This window comes from Granulicella sp. S156 (assembly GCF_009766105.1).
GTDB lineage: Bacteria > Acidobacteriota > Terriglobia > Terriglobales > Acidobacteriaceae > Granulicella.
This window is the reverse complement of record NZ_LMUH01000003.1, coordinates 1-19598: the sequence shown is the minus strand read 5'-3', so window position 1 is coordinate 19598 and position 19598 is coordinate 1. Positions and strand designations below refer to the sequence as shown.

Sequence of the window (19598 nt, the reverse complement as noted above, 5' to 3'; positions counted from 1 at the left end):
GGAAGATTGTGACACTCGACTTTTTAGGCAATCTGCAGCGCACGCATAAATGCGGCGAACTGCGCTCCTCCGACGCAGGCGCAACCGTAACGCTGATGGGCTGGGTCAACCGCCGCCGCGACCACGGCAACCTTATCTTCCTCGACGTACGCGACCGCACCGGCATTACGCAGATCGTGCTCGACAAGGAAGCCTCCCCCGAAGCCCACGCGAAGGCCGAGGCCGCGCGGCCGGAGTACGTCATCGCCGTCACCGGCAAGGTGCGCGTGCGTGGCCAGGGGCTGGCCAACCCGAACATGGCCACCGGCGATATTGAAGTCGTGGCGAATGAGCTATTGCTGCTCAACGAGGCGAAGACTCCTCCGTTCTCGCCCGCTGAAGACGCCATCGCCAATGAAGAGGTGCGGTTGAAGTACCGCTATCTCGACCTGCGCCGCGTTGAGATGCAGAAGAACTTTGAAGTCCGTTCGAAGGTTGCGATGGCTATCCGCAACTTCCTTGTCGAGCAGGGCTTCCTCGAGATCGAAACGCCGTTTATGACGCGGTCTACGCCCGAGGGCGCTCGCGATTACCTGGTGCCGAGCCGCGTTCATCCGGGCCACTTCTATGCGCTGCCGCAGTCGCCACAGATCTTCAAGCAGATCCTGATGATCTCGGGCTTCGACCGTTACTTCCAGGTCGCACGCTGCTTCCGCGACGAAGACCTCCGCGCCGATCGCCAGCCTGAGTTCACGCAGATCGATCTTGAGATGACGTTTCCTCGGCAGGAGACGATCTTCCGTGTTGTCGAGGGCTTTCTTCAGGCCGCGTTCAAGGCTGCCGGCATCGAGCTTGGGAATACAACATTTGTGCAGATGACCTATGACCAGGCCATCGCCCGATATGGCATCGACAAGCCCGACATGCGGCTGCCCGCGATGGTCGACCTCTCTGCGGAGCTTACAGCTGAGCTGCGCGAGACACTGAAGGTCGACCCTGCGCTGCCGGTGCTCGGCTTCACGATTCCACGCGTCGGCGAACTCAGCGGAACGGCGCGTAAAGCGCTCGTCAATGAGATTCGCGGCAGCTTCGGCGACTGTGGGCTCGACTTTCTGGATGTCGCGCGATTGCGAACGAACGAAGCGTTTGTGCCGCTCGCGGAGGCTATCGCGGCCAAGCTTACCGCAGAGCAGATCGTCTTCAACGGCGAGAACTTCACCACCGAGGACCTCGCTGTCGTCATTACGCCCAAGCCCGGCACTCCTGCCAAGTGGAACCATGACCCGCAGTGGATCTGGAAGCGCGTCGGGGCGCTGCGGCTGGAACTCGCGAAGAAGTTTGCCGACAAGCACGGCCTCTTCGTGCAGACCGGCACAGCCGCTGACTTCAAGTTCCTCTGGGTGACCGACTTCCCAATGTACGAGTGGAACGAGGAGGCGAAGACCTGGGACGCTGCCCACCACCCGTTCACCTCGCCCCACGAAGACGACATCACCAGCGGTCGTCTCGTGAACGACAAGGGTGCCGTGCGCGCGCTGGCGTATGACATCGTGCTCAACGGCACGGAGCTTGGCTCGGGGTCGATTCGTATCCATCGCCAGGATGTGCAGGCGGAGATCTTCCGGTCGCTCGGTATGAGTGACGAAGAGGCCAAGGCTCGTTTCGGCTTCTTCCTCGACGCACTCGAGTATGGCACGCCTCCGCATGGTGGCATTGCCCTGGGGCTGGATCGCATCGTGATGATCCTCGCCGGAGCGTCATCCCTGCGCGAGGTGATCGCCTTCCCCAAGACGGCTAAAGCTATCGACCTGATGGTCGACGCACCTACGCCGGTGAGCGAGCAACAGCTGCGGGAGTTGAGTTTGAGAGTAGCGGCGCGGAGCTAGTGTGGCCCTGGGCTGTTTGCCTGCATCGGCAAACGGCCCGCGCCAAAGTCTGTCATTTCGACCGACCAACGGGAGCGGAGAAACCCCTGTATTTTTTGCGCCGCCTACAAGAGCACGCTTGCCTGCTGGAAGAACATGCTTTGTGGTTGACGGCAGGCACCTCTGGCAAAAACAGCACAGTGTGTCCCCTTTGTTTCTTCGGTAGTACCAGCGGTCGCGAAATGCAGGGGTTTCTCCACTCCCGTTGGTCGGTCGAAATGACAGACTTTTAGGGCGGGTAGGTTTGTAAGTAGAACTAGTTCATCCAATTTCGATCATTGGGATCGCGCGGATTGCCATCCGGATCGATGTATCTTCCGCTGGGGTCGATGTTCACGTCCTTGCCCTGCTTGCGCATGTAGACCGTGAACTTCTTGGCAGCACGGAGGCGCCTGGCGCGGTAGTAAGAGTTGCGTACGCGGAACCAGCGCTCCGAAACCGCGAAGCGCAGGCCTTGACGCGGTGCGAGGCTCAGATACACGAAGCCGCAGAGCGCATTACATAGCGTCGTGAGCGCACCGAAACGATCACCGCCAATCAGGGCGATGGCGATGTAGAACAGCACGTAAATCCCGACCAGGTATTTGGCTTTGATCTTGAGGACAAAGTAAAGGCGGATCTCTTCGTTGGCATGAAATCGGCCATAGGCCAGCAGGATTGCGAGCACGGCGGGCCAAAGCCCTGAGGCCCGCTGCGCGGGGTCCAGACCAGGAATATGCGTTCCCGCCGCATACGCCAGGAGCGAGATCAGCACGCCGCCGCCGATCGTGGCGACCAGAAAGTACTCCCTGAACCAGTTGGAGCCGCGCTCGTCTTCCAGAACGGAGCCGAAGAACCAGACTGACAACACTGCAAACAGCACACTGAGAAAACCATCCATCATGAACGGATAGCTGAGGAGCTGCCATACGGCGCCGCGACGCAGCTCGTCTGGGTGCAACATGAGCTGGTCCATCAGAAGAGCCTGAAGTTTTGGAGCAAAAAGCCCCAGCACCAGCTGGCCGAAGTAGACGACCACCGCAGTCAGAATGATGCGACGGGTAACGCCACGAAACGCCGGTAACGCGAGCGTGATAGGACCGTTCGAACGAAAAGCCATGCAATTTCCTTAATTTACTGCCGTGCGGGCACGGGCGGTACGGGTAGAGAGCGATGTCCAGCGGCGTCGACCGAACGCACGCCGAAGAGCACGTTGTCCTTGCTGACATTGAGTTTGATGCGCGTCTCCGCTCCGGCGCTCTGAACATGCGTCCAGAGGGCGTCGGTGGAATTGCGCCAGACGACTTCATACGTGGTGCCAGGAGGCGCGAATGCCGCAGCATCCCAGGCCAATTCACTGTTATTGTCGAGCGCCTTGGTAAGCACGCGCACGTGTTGCGGCTCAGTGGGCGCTGAGGCCAGCGTGGCGAGCATCATCGAGTTGATGCGCGCGACGTTGGCAACGTAGTTGAAATCAACGAACTTGAGCAGGTCGCCGTACTCGACTCCGTCTTCGGTGCGTAGCGTCTGGTGCTGGTGGTCGAAGTTTTCGCGCCACTCGGTGAAGCGCACCGCGGCAAAGCCTTCGCCATTGAAGCTGGTGTGGTCGCCACCACGCAGATAGCGGTCGCGGCGCAGGACCAGTACGGGATGAAATGCCGGCACCAACCGCACCAATTGGCTGCGCGCCCTGCCTGGGCCGACGGGTGGAGGGCGAAGCTCCGTTGGCTTGAAGTACGCAGGCGCAAGCTCTGCAATCTGGCGCGCCAACTCGCGCGAGGGGGAGTCGTTCTCCGCACCCAGCGCAAGGATTTGTTTCGCCTGCTCGGGCGTGGCCACCGCCGGCACGCCTTCGGAGAAGACACGCACCGCAGTCTTGTCCTGCAGGAGATCGCCGGGGGTCGTATCGCCTCCAACGATGTCATTATTGAGCACGGCGACCAGCGGCCACCCCTGGGCCTTCGCGAGTTGCGCCAGATGCTTCGATCCGTTCAGGCCCTGCTCTTCGCCCGCGACGGCTACAAATACGATCGTCCCCGGCAGCTTCAGCTTGCTCAAGGCACGGGCCGACTCGATCGACACCGCAACGCCGCTGGCGTCGTCGTTGGCGCCGGGTGCGGCGGAGTGCGAGTCCATGACATCGGTTACGCGTGAGTCGTAGTGGCCGGACACCAACACCCAGGGAGCGGCCTTGTCGGGAGAGCTACCGTGCAGAATCGCGTATACGTTCGTCAGCTTCGTCGGTTTGGGAATCCGCGATCCCGGCCCGCTGCCGCCGGGTTCCGTGAACTCATCGCGCTTGACCTCAAGGCATCCACCGCAGGAAGCGGAGATAGAACGAAACTCTGACTCGATCCAGTCCGCTGCGGCGTTGATACCCTGCCCCGGAGGAAGATCCGTGTCCATGCTGGAGAGGGTGTTGCGAGTGCCGAAGCTGACCAGCTTTGTGATGTCCGCCTGGACCTGAGACGGGGATATGCCGGAGAGAGTTGCAGCAATGGCCGGATCGGCTGGAGGAACGCCGAGGGAAGCCCCATTTATCGCGGTCTGCGCGCAGCAGGCGGCAGATGTGGCCATCCCCAAAAGTACGCCTCCGATGCCTAACATCCGGTTCATTTTCCATCTCCGTTTCATCTTCAGGCCGGTGGGGATCACTCGGGTGTTGACGAGCCGCAAGCGTCCCGCTAGAACTAGTGAAAGCTGCTTAGTAGCCACTGGCTCCATCGTACAAGGGGAAGGCGGCTCGAAACTATGGCAGGGGGAGAGGTTTTATGTCAGTCTTATGCCCAGAATGCGACAATCCGCTGGATGTCGATACAGAGGATGTAGAAGAAGGTGAGATCATCCAGTGTGATGAGTGCGGCACAGATCTGGAGGTCGTCTCAAGCGATCCACTGGAGTTGGCGCCGGTGGATGAGGAAGGTTATGACGATGAAGAGGATCTGCACGGCGATGATGACGAGGACGAAGATGAGTAAACCGAGCGCCTGGCGCCGGGCAATTCTTCCTCGCAGTCTCAAGCTGAATAGGCTGGCTGCCGCCGGCCTCGCCGTCGCGCTGGGGATACTGCCTGCATGGGTGGCCTTGCGCGGTACGGTGGCCATTGCGCAGCAGCGCGGGCCTATACAGCGGATCGTCGAAGGCAAGGTCGAAAGCAAGGGCGGTGAGGGTGTCAAAGGCGCCATCGTGTACCTGAAGGACACCCGGACGCTGGCCATCAAAAGCTTTATCTCCGACGACGGTGGGACCTACCGCTTCGGACAGCTCTCCTCCAACACCGACTATGAGGTGTGGGCCGAAGCCAATGGCAAACGCTCCAAGACCAAGAGCATCAGCTCGTTCGACAACAAGAACAGCTTCAACTTCACGCTGGTAATCGGCGACTGAAGTTGGACAGCGGTCATCCCGGCCTACGCCGGATGACGATCGCCATGGCTCGGAGGCTGGCTCGTAACCAGAAAGCGCGTGTCAGCCTCACCGCGATTGATAGCCTGATGCGCCTTCTCGGGTGGAATCTCCAGCGCCTCGCCCGGGCGCAGCAGGTGGTGTTCGCCATCGAGCTCCATGGTTAGTTCGCCAGCCAACACATAAAACACCTGGCGCGAGCGACGATGGAGATGCCGCTGCTCGGCTGTGCCCGGAGGCATGCGTTCTTCGATCACACTCAACTCCGCGGAACGGAGCAGGTGCCAGCCATCGCAGGGGTGGGCGGGGTCGCCCCAATGATAGTGTTCGGCGGTTGCGGTGCTGATTTTGTGCGCCATGCCCCTTAACCTAGCATTTTCGCGAAGAAGCACCAGATTCACCTCAAAAGCGAAATAAAGGCGAATATAATCAGCTTAGTGATTTTATGGCTGATGCCGCCCATCCCGACCTCTTCGGCTTCCTGCACATCGACCTGAACTCTTTCTTCGCCTCGGTCGAGCAGCACCTGCATCCGGAGTACCGCGGCAAGCCCACGGCCGTGGTGCCCACCATGGCCGACACCACTTGCTGCATCGCCGCCAGCTACGAGGCCAAAGCCCTCGGCATCAAGACTGGGACGCGTGTCGGCGACGCGAAAAAGATCTGCCCAGAGATCATCCTCGTGAGCGGCGACCATGCCGAATACGCTAAGTTTTCACAAGACATTGCCAAAGCCGTTGAGGGCGTCTGCCCGGTCGCGCATACGCCCTCCATCGATGAGATGGTCTGCCAACTCATGGGCCGCGAACGCCAGCCACCCAACGCCCGCCGGATCGCACTCGCTATCAAAGAGGCCATCAAGACTGATGTCGGCGAGACGCTGCGTTGCTCCATCGGCATGGCGCCCAATCGCTATCTCGCCAAGATTGCCTCGGACATGCAGAAGCCCGACGGGCTGATCGGGCTGCTCCCCTCGCAATTGCCCAGGGCCATCGCGCATCTGGAGCTGCGCGACCTTCCCGGTATCGGCGCGCGGACGGAGATACGGCTGAAAGCCAAAGGCATCCACACGATGCCTGAGCTGCTGGCGCTCGACCGCAATGGCATGCACAAGCTCATGGACTCGGTGTGGGGCGACCGCATGTACCACTGGCTGCGCGGGCACGATACGGGCGACAACGGCGCGCCTGTGGCCAGCGACCTTCAGAAGTCACTTGGCCACTCGCATGTGCTCGCCCCGGAACACCGCTCGCAGGAGGGGGCCTGGGCCGTCGCGCATAAGCTGCTGCACAAGGCCGCGATGCGACTGCGGATGGAGAAGTTCTACACCGGCTCGCTCGCGGTGACGATCAAATACGCGCTCACTCGCGAGGAGACCGCGCTGGTTGCCAAGCTCAAAAAGCACACCAGCGGCATTCAGCATGCCGGCTGGGGCATGGAGGCGCGGTTTCGCCCCTGCCAGGACACACTCTCCCTACTGGAAGCCCTGCAGGGCTGCTGGAAGCAGCGGCCGCAGGAGGACCTGCACCAGAAGCCGTTTTTTGTCGGTGTCACGCTGCGCAATCTCATTCCCGAGGACGAGATGCAGACGATGCTCTTTGAAGAGCCGGGCAATCGCTCGCAACTCTCCGCCACCATGGATAAGCTGAATCTGAAGTACGGCCACACCACCCTGCACTTCGCCGGCATGCTGACGGCGAAAGACTCCGCGCCCACTCGCATCGCGTTTACGCAGATTCCGGTGCAGTATGGGACCGACTGGATGTAGCTACTCTTCGGGGTTGGGAGAGGACCATCGCGCCAGGGGTTTTCGCACGTACACCACAATCGTCTCCGCGATGCGGTCATGCACGCATTGCCGGTTGCGATTGATGTAGTACTGCAAAAATCCGAAGCCCCCTTCCAGCAGCGAGGCGCCATAACCCAACGCGCGTTCGGTCGACTGCCACCAGCCGAGCTCTTTGTGCGTCAGCGACACCACTCGTATCCCCATCAAATACTTACCCGGGGTCCAACCACGACCTAGCTTCAAGACCACGGCGAAGTACAGTACGGACTCCGCCAGGTCCTCCACCTTGTGCACCGCCTCCAGCAGGAACCAGCCGAAGGTGCCCTCGACGGCCTCATCGGAGCCGTGGTGGTGCTTCAGAAAGCCAAATGGCGACTTAAGAATGGCCACGATCAAAAAATCAATAAGGATCGCCCAGGCGCGGCGGCGAAAGCTCGCCAGCGGCAACCCATCGAGTTCATCCATCCGGTGCGTCTCATGCGCACGGAAGCTCCGCTTCTCCGTTAATCCCTGCAGTCGTTTCAGCATGCTATCTACTTTAGCCGAGACCGAACGAGCACCCCATTCGCTTTGCAACTAGGGCGGACGTAGCAAGGAAAGCGGCATGACAAACGTCATAACGCTTTGTTGACGACGCTCACTGCCTTTCATACTCGCAAGCTCCGATACTCAATCCTGCAAGCACAAGGAGCGGGCGATGAACGCAGTGATCGACGTTGCAGAATCCACTGAAACAAGACAGACCACAAAGACGCATGACACCGTCGCCTCGCTGAGTGACATCACCAAGCGCTACAGCAACGGTGTCGTGGCACTCGATGGCCTCTCGCTCGATCTGCGCCGTGGTGAAGTTGTCGCGCTGCTGGGGCCGAACGGCGCCGGCAAATCCACCGCCGTCAAGCTGATGATGGGTCTCAGCACGCCGACCTCGGGGAGCGTCCGCATCTTTGGCGCGGACCCGCGCAATGCTGCCGCACGCATCCGCACCGGAGTGATGCTGCAGGTGGGCCGCGCGCCCGAGATGCTGCGCGTACGCGAGCACCTCACGGTCTTCCGCGGCTACTACCCTAACCCGATGCCCTATGCTGACATCGTCAAGGCTGCCGGTCTCGAGGGGATCGAAGACCGTATGTTTGGCCAGATCTCCGGCGGCCAGAAGCAGCGTGTGCTCTTCGCAATCTCGCTCGCGGGCGATCCCGACCTCATCTTCCTCGACGAACCGACCGTTGGGCTCGATATCGAAGCCCGGCGCGGCATGTGGGCGGAGATTCGCTCGCTCGCGGCCCGCGGCAAAACGGTTCTGCTCACGACACACTATCTCGAAGAGGCCGACTCCCTCGCGCATCGGATCGTGGTCATCAACAAGGGCCGCGTGGTGTGCGAAGGAACACCTGCTGAGGTGAAGTCGATAGGAGCAGGGCTATCCACGCCGAGCGGCAATGTAACTGGCGACGTAAAGATCATCCGTTGCACAACTACACTCACCGGCAAACATCTGCTCGCGATGCCAGGAGTTTCTACCGTCGAGCTATACGGAAAGACTACTGTTATCACCAGCACGCAGCCCGAGTCCACTTTGCGCGAGATGCTCGCGCTCGACCAGCAGCTTCACTCGCTTGAAGTGCAGAGCCCCGCGCTCGAAGACGCCTTCCTCGCGCTCACCGCCGATCGCTCGTAACCAGGAGAACCTATGTCGACGACTGCCCTCTCGCTCCCTTCCGCTCCCACCAACGGCCTCCTGCGCAACCTCCGCATCTTCGCTCGCGAGGCACGCTTCGAGTTCGTCCGCCTGCTGCGCACGCGCACCTTCTCCCTCTCCGTCATCGGCTTTCCGGTGATGCTCTACACCCTCTTCGGCCTGCTGATGAACCGCGGCGAAAGCCTGGAAGGAATTGCCGTTGCCAAATACACGCTGGGCTCATACGCGGTCTTCGGCCTGGTCGGCGCGGCGCTTTTCGGCATCGGCGTAGGAATGGCGGCGGATTTCAGCGCAGGATGGCTGGAGCTCAAACGCGCCAGCCCCATGCCACCGCTCGCTTATCTGCTGGCCAAGTGCTGCACGGCGATGGCCTTTGGCGCTATCATCGTCAGCCTGCTCACGGTACTGGGCATCGCCTTCGGACACGTCCACCTCACGCTCGACGAGTATGCCCGCATGATCGCCTTCACTCTGACCGGCGCCATTCCCTTTGCCAGCCTCGGCCTGGTCATCGCGCTACTCGTACCGCTCAACTCCGCACCCGGCATCGCCAATCTCATTTATCTGCCAATGAGCTTCTGCAGCGGCCTGTGGATGCCCTTCAAATTCCTGCCGCACTCTATAAAGGTGATTGCGCCCTTCCTGCCGACCTATCACCTGTCGCAGCTCATGCTCGGTTCGCTCGGAGCTCCCATGGTCGGCACGACCGCCAGCCACTGGTCCGGACTGTTTGGCTTCACGCTGCTGATGCTCGGCATCGCATGGATCGCCTTCCGACGCCGGGAACAGAACTCGTAGCTGGAATTTACCGCCGCGCGGCGTAAACTTCAGAGGCTGGCCATGATGAACGGGAAAACCATTTCGACGCAACAGAAGTCCGCCTGGATATGGTTTGCCTATACCGGTTTTATCTTTATCGAACCGCTCATGGCGCCGAGTTGGCAGCGCTGGATCGTCGCACTCGCCAGTCTGGCTGTCTTCATCGTCATCTTCACGATCTATGTTCGAGCCATGGATTGCGGCAGCCGCGTTGCTCACTGGATGATCGCAGCGACCTTCGCGCTGGGGGTCATTACCTTTCCGTGGAATAGCGGTGCCTCCACATTTTTTGTGTACACCGCTGCCTTCCTTCCCTTTAGTATTCGCTCCACGAAGCTCGTGTTATCTCTCTTTCTCGTCGAGGCGCTCTTCCTCCTTGCCGAATCTCACTTCTTCTATCATGGCCTGGCAAATGGATTCTTCGGCATCTTCCTTCTCCTCATCATCGGTGGCAGCAACATCTTCTTTGCAGAACAGCGGCGAGCCGAAAACAAGCTTCTTGCGGCACAGGAAGAAAACATTACTCTGGCCGCGGTCGCCGAACGCGAGCGCATCGCGCGCGACCTGCACGATGTGCTCGGCCATACGCTGAGTGTCATCGTCTTGAAAGCAGAACTGGCAGGTAGATTGGTCGAGCGTGATCCGCAGCGTGCGATTGCAGAGATTGGCGACGTGGAACGCACGGCGCGCACAGCACTCTCCGAAGTACGTGAGGCTATCGTCGGCTACCGTGCACGCGGACTTGCGGCTGAGATTGAGACCGCGCGCCGCACGCTTGATGCCGCCGGTGTCACGCTGCTCAGCGACACGGAACACGCAGGCGCTACGGGCCTTACTTCTACCGAAGAGACCGTGCTCTCCCTGGCGCTACGCGAAGCCGTCACTAATATCGTTCGCCATGCACGCGCCACAACCTGCCGTCTGCACTTTGTCTCCGAGAATGGGCATCGCCGCCTGGTTGTCGAGGACAACGGAGAACATGCCATTTCGCATGAAGGGAATGGTCTTCGCGGCATGCGCGAACGTATCGAATCGATCGGTGGTCATCTCTCGCTTGAGCGAGAGAGCGGAACACGCCTGTTGATTGATCTGCCGCTACGCTCTGAGGGAGCGGTCTCGTGAGCGCAGCAGCTAAAACAATTCGGGTCCTGCTTGCCGAAGACCAGACGATGCTGCGAGGTGCACTCGCCGCTCTGCTGGAACTCGAGTCCGACATCAGCGTCGTCGCGCAGGCAGCCAATGGCCGCGAGGCTCAGCGGCTCGCGCGTGAATTCACTCCCGATGTCGTTGTGACCGATATTGAGATGCCTGAGATGACCGGGCTCGAATTTGCTACCGCGTTGAAGGAGAGCGAATCGAAGGCTCGGGTCATCATCCTGACGACCTTCGCACGGCCCGGCTATCTGCGCCGCGCACTCGATGCGGGTGCGCGTGGTTACCTGCTGAAAGAGCGCCCCGCAAGCGAACTCGCAGAAGCGATTCGCCGTGTCCACGCCGGTCTGCGCGCGGTCGATCCGGCACTGGCCGCCGAGGCCTGGAGTGCGGACGAAGACCCCCTCAGCGAACGTGAGCGTCAAATTCTGCAACGTGCCGGCGATGGCCGATCCTCGTCCGAGATCGCCACCGAACTGCGGCTCTCCGAGGGAACGGTACGCAACTATCTCTCCGAGGCCATCACCAAACTCGGGGCAGCGAACCGTGTGGACGCAGCGAGAATCGCACGTGCGCGAGGCTGGCTGTAGGGATGTCCGTACCGTACATCGGCAGGCTCGCCCCCTCGCCTACAGGCCTGCTGCATATAGGCCACGCACATACCTTCTGGATCGCCTACGAACGCGAACGCGCAGCCAAGGGCAAGCTCTGGCTGCGCGATGAAGACCTCGATCCGCAACGCTCACGTGCTGACTTTGCCGTGGCAATGCGTGAAGATCTGCACTGGCTCGGCATTACCTGGGAGGCAGAGATGCGCCAGAGCGAGCGTGTTGACCTATACCGTGCGGCGATGGAGAAATTGCTCCTCGATGGGCTCGTCTATCCCTGCTCGTGCAGCCGCAAAGACCTGCAACACGCCACACAGGCTCCGCACGAAGACAGCGATGACGAACCGGTCTACAACGGACGCTGCCGATTCGCTGCCGCGCCGAAGGCAATTCTCACGCCCAATACCAACTATCGCTTCCGCGTTCCTGACGGAGAGGCAATCCGCTTTGTCGACGTGCACGCCGGGCCGCAGAGCTTCCGCGCAGGCTGCGATGTCAGCGCAGACTTTGGAGACTTTCTCGTATGGCGTAAAGATGGTCTGCCCAGCTATCAGCTTGCATGCGTAGTAGACGATGCCGCAATGGGCATCACCGAGGTTGTGCGCGGACGCGATCTGCTCAAGTCAACCGCACGGCAGATTCTGCTGCAGCGCGCACTTGGATTCCCAACTCCGAGCTACTTTCACGCCGATCTGATGTGCGACGATGCGGGTGTTCGCCTCGCCAAACGGCACGATGCGCTGAGCCTGCGTGCGATGCGGGATGCAGGTTTATCACCGCAGGATGTACGCGACCGGTTTCCCGAACAGCGCAGCCCTGGCGCTTGAAACTGCATCCTATCCGGGGTGAGGTGAGACATGCGCAATTCTTTCAGGGCCATAACGATCCTGAGCATCGCAGCGATGCTATCGACCGGATGCAAAAAGACCGCCGACAACACCCTCAACCACAAGAGCGCTCTCAACACCTACTATGCGGCACATCCGTCCTGCCTCTGGCCACAGCCCATGCAGTTTCCTGTGCAGGTCGATGCCTCCGATACGACCAAGACCAGCCCCTATGACGCGCTCTACGATCAGGGCCTCCTGACCAGAGCCTCCGACGAAAAGAAGGTGTTCATCGTCGCGAGCAAGCGAGTCACCAACTATGACCTTAGCGATAATGGCCGCAGCATGTGGACCGCAGATACGACGCAACCAGGCTTCGGCAACTTCTGCTACGGCCATCGTACGGTGCAGTCAATCGACAGCGCCTCGCCCAACAATGGAGAGCCAGGCGCGACCACCCAGGTAAGTTATCGCTTTGGATTCTCAGGTGCGCCGGCGTGGGCACACGCCGCCGAGATTCAGAATGCCTTTCCGCAGGTAAAAGACGATCTCAGCAACGGCAGCGCGACTGCCACTCTTGTGGATACCAACAGTGGGTGGGTGGTACAAGCTCCTGCATCGTCTCATGCGGTCACAGGAGCGGACGGAAAGATCGTGGAGTAGTAAGTGATTCGGCGTGCCATCTAATGCAGGTGCAGGGTGGAAGCCGTGCAGACATTTTCTCTGTCATTTCGACCGACCAACGGGAGCGGAGAAACCCCTGTATTTCGCGGCTGCTTATAACACCGAAGAAGCCAAAGAAATATGCTGTATGACCTCGCCAGAGATGCCTGCCACCAATCACAAAACGTGTTCTTGCAGCATGCGGGTGTGCCCTTGGAAGCATTCACAATACAGGGGTTTCTCCGCTCCCGTTGGTCGGTCGAAATGACAAGTTTAGGGACAGGCAAGTTTGTAGCTACATCTGTAGCAGTAGAACTTGCTGCCTCGAACTAGCTACTGATCCTCACCATCAGCCACATCCTCCGACGGTCCATACATCAGACGAATCATCTCTGCCCAGGGCTTCATCTCGTAGTTCTCCGGAGGCACGCCTCCAGCGAGATTGCGCACAAAGTAGTCCCAACGACGGCGCATCACGTACTGCGACGCTTCCCCATAGCCATGATGCGCGTTTGGAATCATCAGCAGATCGAAGCTCTTGTTGGCTTTGATGAGCGCATCGACCACAAGCAGGGTGTTATTCATCGGAACGTTGTCGTCCATCGTTCCATGGGTGAGCATCAGGTGGCCCTTGAGATTTTTCGCGTAGTTCTCATTGGCCTGCGCGTCGTAGTTGCTTTTGCCATCGGGTGTGATGACTTCGAGGCCGGCCCACTTCTCATCCCAGTCGTCTTCATACTCGCGGTTGTCGTGGTTGCCGCTCTCGGCCCAGCCGACCTTGTAAAAGTCCGGATAGTGGAACATCGCATTGACGGTCGCATTGCCGCCACCGGAGTGTCCCCAGACGCCCACGCGATTGATGTCGATCCAGGAGAAACGCGACGCAAGCTCCTTGATGCCTGCTACCTGGTCCGGAATCGTGTCATCGGCGAGGTCCGCCGCTGTAGAGGCGTGCTCGTCGTGGAAGCTCTTGGAGCGGAACGGCGTTCCCAGGGCATCGATGCACACCACAACGAAGCCTAGATCGGCCAACGCCTGGTCATCGAGGTGCGACGCCGAGAAGCTGCGCCCGCCGCATGAACCTGTGTAGGGTCCTGCGTAGACATAGTTCACGATCGGATATTTCTTCGTTTCGTCGAAGTAGGTCGGCTTCCATAAAAAGCCGTACAAAGGCGTCTTGCCGTCACGCGCCTTTACCGTAATCGGGGTGGGCGGCTTCCATCCGGCCGCAAGCAACTGCGAGATGTCCTGCTGAGCGAGTGCCACCAGCACCTTGCCGGTGTTGTCGCGCAGTACTGCAGTCTGCGGTGTCTGAACGGTCGAGTAGACGTCGACAAACGTGCTGCCGTCAGGCGATGGGGTGACGACATGATCGGCCGTCTCCGGCGTCAGCAGTTGCTGGTGCTGGCCGTCGAAGTCCACCCGGTAGTAGTTCACAAAATAAGGGTCTTCCCCCTTCTCCTTGCCATCCGCCAAGAAGTAGAGCAGGTGATTCTTTTCGTCGACCTGCAGCAACTGCGTTACCGGACCTTCGCCGTGCGTGATCTGGTTCTTCAGCTTGCCGGTGGTCAGATCGTAGAGATAGAGCTGACCCCAGTTATCGCGCTCCGAGTACCAGATGAACTCGTTCGACTCCGGCAGATAGCGCCAACTCACCTTGCCCTGGCCGGATTCATAATATGTAGCCACGTGCTCGTGATAGACCTCTCTCACGTCGCCGGTCTCCGTGTCGGCCACCCGCAGCCAGGCGTCCTTGTGGTCGCGTGAGCTGGAGACAAACGCCACGTGTCTACCGTCCGGCGCGAACTGCACATCATCCCAGCCCGAGCCGCCACGGCAGCTCACATCGTCGCAGATCGTGCTGCGATGCTGGTCGGGCGGCATCTTCAGCCGCGTCACCTTCGCCGTATCCACATCGATGACCACACGTTCGATCGTCGTCACATCTTTGTCGCCGGCCAGCGGATACTTCCACTCATCGAGCTTGGGATGCCGGTTCGTTACAGGCACAAGGTACATGCTGCCGGTCTTGCGTTGGTCCTGCTGGAAGGTCGCGATCTTCTTCGAGTCCGGGGACCATAGGACGATCGGAGCATCGGAATGCGTCCAACCGGCGTTATCGGTGGCATAGCCGAAGTCCTTCACCCCATCGGTGGTGAGTTGGCGTTCGTCGCCGGTAGCCTCCACGCGCACCCAGAGATTGTTATCGCGGATGAACGCCGCAAGCTTCTTGTCGGGAGAGAGATCGAACGGCGCCTTGCCACGGCTGGCGGCTGGCTTCGAGGGCTTTGGCGAAGTCTCTGCCGTACACGCCGTGACCGCTGCATCGCAGTGGAACTTGTCCCAACCCAGATCGACGGTAAAACCACCGCCAGCGGCATCGGGGGCGTAATCCGTCACACCCAGATGCGCGGCCGAAACTGCCCGCTTGCTCACTGCCGTCAATGCCGACGCCAATTTCGCGCTGTCGAAGGCGAGGGCCTGCGTTTTCTGTGCCGGGTCGGCGATCTTATAGGCCACCCCTCCCGTATCCGGATCGTGATAGAAGACGCGGCCATCGGGTAGATACTCGATCCCACTGATCGTGTGATGCACGAGGCCGTTGACGTTATAGCTCATCCACCGCTCGGCCTGCGCGTAGTCGTGCGCGGTGTAGACCTGCTGCGCGGCAAGAGGAAAGGCAGTGAGAGCGACGACGAAAATCGAAGCGGAGCACTTGAACATATGGGAATAAGAGTACCGCGCCAGAGGGAAATCTTTAACGCAGAGGGCGCGGAGGTTTCGCGGAGTCCGCGACGAATGCCGTGGCGGCCTCCGCGAAACCTCCGCCCTCTGCGTTAAAAAGAGATCTTCCGGGAAATACCTCGTTTGCCCTACACCTGCACGGGAACCACTCTAAAAGCCTCAATTCAGCTAGAATCAAGAAGCAGCAAACACAGCAGAAAGCAGCCTGCGGTGCGGCAGCGAATGCCACGCCCAGCGGCACCCCGACAACGCGTGGCCCTCGAACTCTTCAATACTCTTTCCGGAAAAATCGAACCGATATTCGCCTCTAATGGTAGCGCTCTGCGCTTTTACTGTTGCGGCCCCACGGTCTACGACTATGGCCATATCGGCAATTTTCGAACGTTTCTCCACGTCGACGTGCTGCGCCGCACCGCCCGGCTGCACGGCATGGGCCTGCACCATGTGATGAACGTCACCGACGTCGACGACAAGATCATCCGCAATGCCGCCGCAGCGGGCCTACCCATCGGCGAATATACGGCGAAGTTCGAGCGTGCGTTCTTCGAGGACATGGAGGCGCTCGGCGTCGAACGGCCCGAGCAGATCGCCAGAGCGACCGAAAATATCAACGACATGGTCTCGCTCATCGAGCGGCTCGCCACCCAGGACATCGCCTACAAGGTCGAGGATGGCTCATGGTACTTCCGCATCAAACGCTTCCCGGAGTACGGCAAGCTTTCGAAGAAGGACTTCGAAGGCATCGAGGACGGTGCGCGCGTCGATGTGGATGAGTATGACAAAGACGCTGCCCGCGACTTTGCGCTGTGGAAGGCCACCAAGCCGGGTGAGACCAGCTGGGATACGCCGCTAGGAACTGGCCGGCCAGGCTGGCACATCGAGTGCTCGGCCATGGCGATGAAGTTTCTTGGCGATAGCTTCGACCTGCACGCCGGCGGCGAGGACCTGATGTTCCCGCACCATGAGAACGAGATCGCGCAGAGCGAATCGGCGACCCACAAGCCCTTTGCACGGCACTGGTTCCATGTGCGGTTCCTGCTGGTCGAAGGCAAGAAGATGTCGAAGTCCGAAGGCAACTTCTATACGCTGCGTGACCTGCTGCTGAAGGGCCATCGGGCGTCCGCGATCCGGTTTCTGCTTCTGAGTGTGCCGTATCGTCACCAGCTCAACTTCACCTTCGATGGCCTTACCGAATCGACCAACGCTATCGAACGCCTGCGCACGTTCCATGCGCGCATCCGCGAAGGCAAGTGGCCTGAGAGTTCTCCTGCGGATGACAACCTCACCACCGCGATTCGCACTGGCGACGAGAAGTTCACTGCGGCGCTGGCGAACGATCTGAATACTGCCGAGGCGCGTGCCGCGATCTTCGACGTGCTTCGCGCCGTCAACAGTGCCGCCGACCAATCAAAGCTCACACGCATCGATGCCGACGCGACACTGGCTCTGCTGGCAAAGTTCGACTCCATCTTCGCGGTGCTCGAAGACCGCGATGCTGAGCTGACGCGCACCGCCCTTGCCTGGGCGGAAGCCGAAGGCCGCCTCGGCGAGGCTGATGCTTCTCTGGTCGCGACGTTGAGCCTGACCGATGCGGACATCGACGCTCTCGTAGCGGAACGCACGCTGGCCAAGAAGCAGCGCAACTTCGCCCGTGCCGATGCCGTCCGCAATGAACTCCTCGAAAAGGGCATTCTGCTTGAGGACTCGAAGGACGGGGTGCGCTGGAAGCGCAAGTAGCCGCATTCAAGGCAGCCAGTTCGGTCCGATGAACTCGCGCAGCTTCTGTGGTGTGGCCCAGTCTGCTTTGCCCGCGAACCGTTTCACCCAGACCTCGTTTTCACCGATGCGCACGCGGTCAAGCGTGAACTCCGGAGAGAGAGCGTTGGCCATTAACGCATAACTAGCTCCCGGACGGAGCACCAGTGCCTTCCAGCATCCTGGCGGCACAGCCACCACAGGCCGCTCGCCCCTGGCGAGATCCATGCCAAGCGTAACCTTCTCTACTTGCCCATCCGGGTGAAAGATGAAGTAGTCCACCGGGCCGCCTTCAATCAGGATATGCGTGTCCGCCGGCTCCAGCTTATGCAGGTAGTTGATAGGCAGCTCGCGAGTGAGCATGTAGTAGTTCTGGCTCTGCACAGAGAGCCTGCGGCCATTCACGTCTGCCGTCTGCGGTGTCACTCCGATGATGCCGAGATAGCCCGACTCCTTGGGCAGCACCTGCAACTTGAGCTCGCGGATCAACTCTTGCGCTCTCGCATCGCTGCCAACCTGCTGTGCGTGCGCAGAGCACGCCATCACCACCACAGCCAGCATGCATACAACTCGTCTCATGCACGCAGACTATCAAAATTGCAAAATTGCCAACCTGCGCCCTACTCCACTGCATCTCCTGCCATGCCCACGATCTCGCGCTTAGTTCGATTGACCCGGCTGAGTACCACCATCGCCACGCCACAGACAACCACCGCCATGCCTGCGAGCTGAGTCTTGACCAGACGCTCGTGCAGAAACAGCACCCCAAGCAGCACGGCAATCACGGGATTCACGAAGGCGTAGGTAGCCACCTTCGTCACTGCGACGTTCTGCAAGAGATAGGTGAACGCGACCAAGCCAAACAGCGAGCCAAAGATCGAGAGATAGACGATTGCACCGAAGCCAGGCCACGTCCACACGGCGCGATGCAGGCCGCCACTGGCGATGGCGATCGTCGCATTGAAGATCCCCGCTGCTCCGAGCTGCCATCCTGTAGCAACCAGCGTGTCCGCCCGAAAGTGGAAGCGTCGCGACAGCACCGAACCGACGCCAAAAAACAGCGCAGCTCCCAGCAACACCAGCACCCCTAGGAGTGGTTGAGAGTAGCCCACCAGCGCAGCGCCATGATGGAGTGACGGCCATACCAGCACCACAATACCGAATGTCCCCAGCAGCGTGCCTGCCCACCCGCGCTTGTTCAGAGCGTCACCGTCGGGCAGCACCATCTCCATCAGCGCGATCATGATGGGCATTGTCGATACGATGAGCGATGCGAAGCCCGAGGGCACCATCTTCTCGCCCCACGTCAACATCATGTTGTTGCCGGACATGAACAACAACCCCACGAGGACGAGCTTCCACGCCTCACCCTTCGGCACGCGCAGGCTCTTCTTTCTCGCCAAGCAAATCACCAGCAGCAGTATCGCTGTAACCAGCGAACGAGCCCCCGACACCACCGGCACAGGCAGGTGTTCGCCCGCAACGTGAATGGCAAGGTAGGTCGATCCCCAGAAGAGATACACGCTGGCGAAAGCCAGCAGAACAAGCGTGGATTTAGGGAGTCGCGAGAACATCTGCTTCCATGCTACGGGAACAGGAAGAGAGTTCCCCCGTTGTCAGCTCTCAGCAAAGCCTCGACCGAGAGCCGACAACGGGTATCTGACAACTTAGAAGTGGAACGAAATCTCCCCTGTTACCGTTCGCGGAGACACGTAATGTGTTCCCGAGAACGTCGAGAGGAAGTTGTAGAGTGCGTACTTGTTGGTTACGTTGATCGCCGTTACTCGGGCACCGATCTTATAGCGCTGAGCATCGCCAAAGTGAACGACATTGTCGTCGCCCATCGCCATATCGAAGAGGTTGCGCGGCGCAATGCGTGTGGGATCGCGGTCGGCGTTTTCAGTTCCGGGGGCTGGAATATGAACCAGCTTGGAGGTCAACTGCGATGCCAGGCAGCTCTGAAAGCCGGAGGTCTCCGTCGCCTTTACACCGTTGCACACGAGACCGGCTTGGAACTCCTGATCGTCCGTGAATCCACTCAGGTTGATAAGCGGCTGACCGTTCAACGTAAGCGGCTGGCCGCTGGCGTTCAACGAGAAAGGGAGGCAGTCTGTGTTTGCGCTCGAATCCCCGTTATAGCAGGGTGCCGAGCCAGCCACTAGCCCCGAATCGTACTTCCAATTGAACGAGTAGTAGAGGCTCTTGCGGAAGGGCATCTTGTACTCGAGGTGCGTGGTCTGGTTGAAGTGTTCG

General features: G+C 60.0%; 18 protein-coding genes and 1 pseudogene. 11 read left to right on the top strand and 8 right to left on the bottom strand.

The annotated features are described in order from the left end of the window. The first annotated feature begins 8 nt into the window (after positions 1-8). Positions 9-1865: an aspartate--tRNA ligase gene (gene aspS, locus GSQ91_RS01800; protein WP_158819551.1), complete on the top strand. Its 1857-nt coding sequence runs from the start codon at positions 9-11 to the stop codon at positions 1863-1865. Positions 1866-2160: 295 nt separating this feature from the next. Here aspS and GSQ91_RS01795 read toward each other — a convergent pair whose 3' ends face one another. Together GSQ91_RS01795 and GSQ91_RS01790 are read right to left on the bottom strand one after the other, a co-directional pair. Further along, the gene (locus GSQ91_RS01795) at positions 2161-3003 is read right to left on the bottom strand and encodes a rhomboid family intramembrane serine protease (protein ID WP_158819550.1); all 843 of its coding nucleotides are present in this window, start codon (positions 3001-3003) and stop codon (positions 2161-2163) included. A gap of 14 nt (positions 3004-3017) precedes the next feature. Further along, positions 3018-4499: a M20/M25/M40 family metallo-hydrolase gene (locus tag GSQ91_RS01790; RefSeq protein WP_158819549.1), complete on the bottom strand. Its 1482-nt coding sequence runs from the start codon at positions 4497-4499 to the stop codon at positions 3018-3020. Positions 4500-4654: 155 nt separating this feature from the next. Here GSQ91_RS01790 and GSQ91_RS01785 point away from each other — a divergent pair, with 155 nt between their 5' ends. Continuing rightward, entirely contained in the window at positions 4655-4861 is a 207-nt protein-coding gene (locus tag GSQ91_RS01785) for a hypothetical protein (RefSeq protein WP_158819548.1), read from the top strand. After that, positions 4854-5270, top strand: coding sequence for a carboxypeptidase-like regulatory domain-containing protein (locus tag GSQ91_RS01780; protein ID WP_158819547.1), 417 nt, complete (start codon positions 4854-4856; stop codon positions 5268-5270). The genes GSQ91_RS01785 and GSQ91_RS01780 overlap by 8 nt, the downstream gene beginning before the upstream one ends. A 23-nt stretch (positions 5271-5293) precedes the next feature. Here GSQ91_RS01780 and GSQ91_RS01775 read toward each other — a convergent pair whose 3' ends face one another. Further along, positions 5294-5647 carry a cupin domain-containing protein gene (locus tag GSQ91_RS01775; protein WP_158819546.1) on the bottom strand — a complete coding sequence of 118 codons (354 nt, stop codon included), beginning with the start codon at positions 5645-5647 and terminating at the stop codon, positions 5294-5296. Positions 5648-5733: 86 nt separating this feature from the next. Between GSQ91_RS01775 and GSQ91_RS01770 the strand changes: the two genes are divergently transcribed. Beyond that, complete coding sequence (locus tag GSQ91_RS01770) at positions 5734-7056, top strand: DNA polymerase (protein WP_158819545.1); 1323 nt, start codon at positions 5734-5736, stop codon at positions 7054-7056. Here the strand turns inward: GSQ91_RS01770 and GSQ91_RS01765 are convergent, their stop codons facing one another. Beyond that, positions 7057-7605, bottom strand: coding sequence for an RDD family protein (locus GSQ91_RS01765; protein WP_158819544.1), 549 nt, complete (start codon positions 7603-7605; stop codon positions 7057-7059). It abuts the gene before it with no gap. Positions 7606-7774: 169 nt separating this feature from the next. On the opposite strand from GSQ91_RS01765, the gene GSQ91_RS01760 reads away from it, so the two are divergent. The 6 genes from GSQ91_RS01760 to GSQ91_RS01735 are packed head-to-tail and all read left to right on the top strand — an operon-like array spanning position 7775 to position 12845. Then, entirely contained in the window at positions 7775-8755 is a 981-nt protein-coding gene (locus tag GSQ91_RS01760) for an ABC transporter ATP-binding protein (protein WP_158819543.1), read from the top strand. Between the two features lie 12 nt (positions 8756-8767). Beyond that, positions 8768-9574, top strand: a complete 807-nt coding sequence (locus tag GSQ91_RS01755) for an ABC transporter permease (RefSeq protein ID WP_158819542.1) — start codon at positions 8768-8770, stop codon at positions 9572-9574. 42 nt (positions 9575-9616) lie between these two features. Then, the gene (locus GSQ91_RS01750; RefSeq protein ID WP_254064317.1) at positions 9617-10717 is read left to right on the top strand and encodes a sensor histidine kinase; all 1101 of its coding nucleotides are present in this window, start codon (positions 9617-9619) and stop codon (positions 10715-10717) included. Then, on the top strand, positions 10714-11337 hold the full coding sequence (locus GSQ91_RS01745) for a response regulator transcription factor (protein WP_158819541.1): 624 nt from the start codon (positions 10714-10716) through the stop codon (positions 11335-11337). Before GSQ91_RS01750 ends, GSQ91_RS01745 begins: the two co-directional genes overlap by 4 nt. A 2-nt stretch (positions 11338-11339) precedes the next feature. Further along, the gene (gene gluQRS / locus GSQ91_RS01740) at positions 11340-12182 is read left to right on the top strand and encodes a tRNA glutamyl-Q(34) synthetase GluQRS (protein WP_158819540.1); all 843 of its coding nucleotides are present in this window, start codon (positions 11340-11342) and stop codon (positions 12180-12182) included. Between the two features lie 30 nt (positions 12183-12212). Further along, positions 12213-12845: a hypothetical protein gene (locus GSQ91_RS01735; protein WP_158819539.1), complete on the top strand. Its 633-nt coding sequence runs from the start codon at positions 12213-12215 to the stop codon at positions 12843-12845. A 333-nt stretch (positions 12846-13178) separates the two neighbouring features. Here the strand turns inward: GSQ91_RS01735 and GSQ91_RS01730 are convergent, their stop codons facing one another. After that, positions 13179-15569, bottom strand: a complete 2391-nt coding sequence (locus tag GSQ91_RS01730; protein ID WP_158819538.1) for a DPP IV N-terminal domain-containing protein — start codon at positions 15567-15569, stop codon at positions 13179-13181. A gap of 273 nt (positions 15570-15842) precedes the next feature. Between GSQ91_RS01730 and cysS the strand changes: the two genes are divergently transcribed. After that, a complete protein-coding gene (gene cysS / locus GSQ91_RS01725) occupies positions 15843-17327 on the top strand; it encodes a cysteine--tRNA ligase (protein ID WP_158819537.1) in 1485 nt (494 codons plus the stop codon). Positions 17328-17333: 6 nt separating this feature from the next. Here the strand turns inward: cysS and GSQ91_RS01720 are convergent, their stop codons facing one another. From GSQ91_RS01720 to GSQ91_RS01710, 3 genes and pseudogenes are all read right to left on the bottom strand, one after another. After that, on the bottom strand, positions 17334-17924 hold the full coding sequence (locus tag GSQ91_RS01720; protein WP_158819536.1) for a cupin domain-containing protein: 591 nt from the start codon (positions 17922-17924) through the stop codon (positions 17334-17336). A gap of 41 nt (positions 17925-17965) precedes the next feature. Next, entirely contained in the window at positions 17966-18919 is a 954-nt protein-coding gene (locus GSQ91_RS01715) for a DMT family transporter (RefSeq protein ID WP_158819535.1), read from the bottom strand. A gap of 93 nt (positions 18920-19012) precedes the next feature. Then, positions 19013-19598, bottom strand: a pseudogene (locus tag GSQ91_RS01710) (hypothetical protein); the annotation flags it as partial.

Bases quoted from the DNA above. Each gene is read 5' to 3' on its own strand.
- GSQ91_RS01770 (WP_158819545.1), top strand. From the start codon at position 5,734: ATGGCTGATGCCGCCCATCCCGACCTCTTCGGCTTCCTGCACATCGAC.
- GSQ91_RS01765 (WP_158819544.1), bottom strand. From the start codon at position 7,605: ATGCTGAAACGACTGCAGGGATTAACGGAGAAGCGGAGCTTCCGTGCG.
- GSQ91_RS01785 (WP_158819548.1), top strand. From the start codon at position 4,655: ATGTCAGTCTTATGCCCAGAATGCGACAATCCGCTGGATGTCGATACA.
- GSQ91_RS01750 (WP_254064317.1), top strand. From the start codon at position 9,617: ATGATGAACGGGAAAACCATTTCGACGCAACAGAAGTCCGCCTGGATA.
- GSQ91_RS01720 (WP_158819536.1), bottom strand. From the start codon at position 17,924: ATGAGACGAGTTGTATGCATGCTGGCTGTGGTGGTGATGGCGTGCTCT.
- GSQ91_RS01760 (WP_158819543.1), top strand. From the start codon at position 7,775: ATGAACGCAGTGATCGACGTTGCAGAATCCACTGAAACAAGACAGACC.
- GSQ91_RS01795 (WP_158819550.1), bottom strand. From the start codon at position 3,003: ATGGCTTTTCGTTCGAACGGTCCTATCACGCTCGCGTTACCGGCGTTT.
- GSQ91_RS01790 (WP_158819549.1), bottom strand. From the start codon at position 4,499: ATGAACCGGATGTTAGGCATCGGAGGCGTACTTTTGGGGATGGCCACA.
- GSQ91_RS01730 (WP_158819538.1), bottom strand. From the start codon at position 15,569: ATGTTCAAGTGCTCCGCTTCGATTTTCGTCGTCGCTCTCACTGCCTTT.
- GSQ91_RS01780 (WP_158819547.1), top strand. From the start codon at position 4,854: ATGAGTAAACCGAGCGCCTGGCGCCGGGCAATTCTTCCTCGCAGTCTC.
- GSQ91_RS01775 (WP_158819546.1), bottom strand. From the start codon at position 5,647: ATGGCGCACAAAATCAGCACCGCAACCGCCGAACACTATCATTGGGGC.
- gluQRS (WP_158819540.1), top strand. From the start codon at position 11,340: ATGTCCGTACCGTACATCGGCAGGCTCGCCCCCTCGCCTACAGGCCTG.
- GSQ91_RS01755 (WP_158819542.1), top strand. From the start codon at position 8,768: ATGTCGACGACTGCCCTCTCGCTCCCTTCCGCTCCCACCAACGGCCTC.
- GSQ91_RS01735 (WP_158819539.1), top strand. From the start codon at position 12,213: ATGCGCAATTCTTTCAGGGCCATAACGATCCTGAGCATCGCAGCGATG.
- GSQ91_RS01715 (WP_158819535.1), bottom strand. From the start codon at position 18,919: ATGTTCTCGCGACTCCCTAAATCCACGCTTGTTCTGCTGGCTTTCGCC.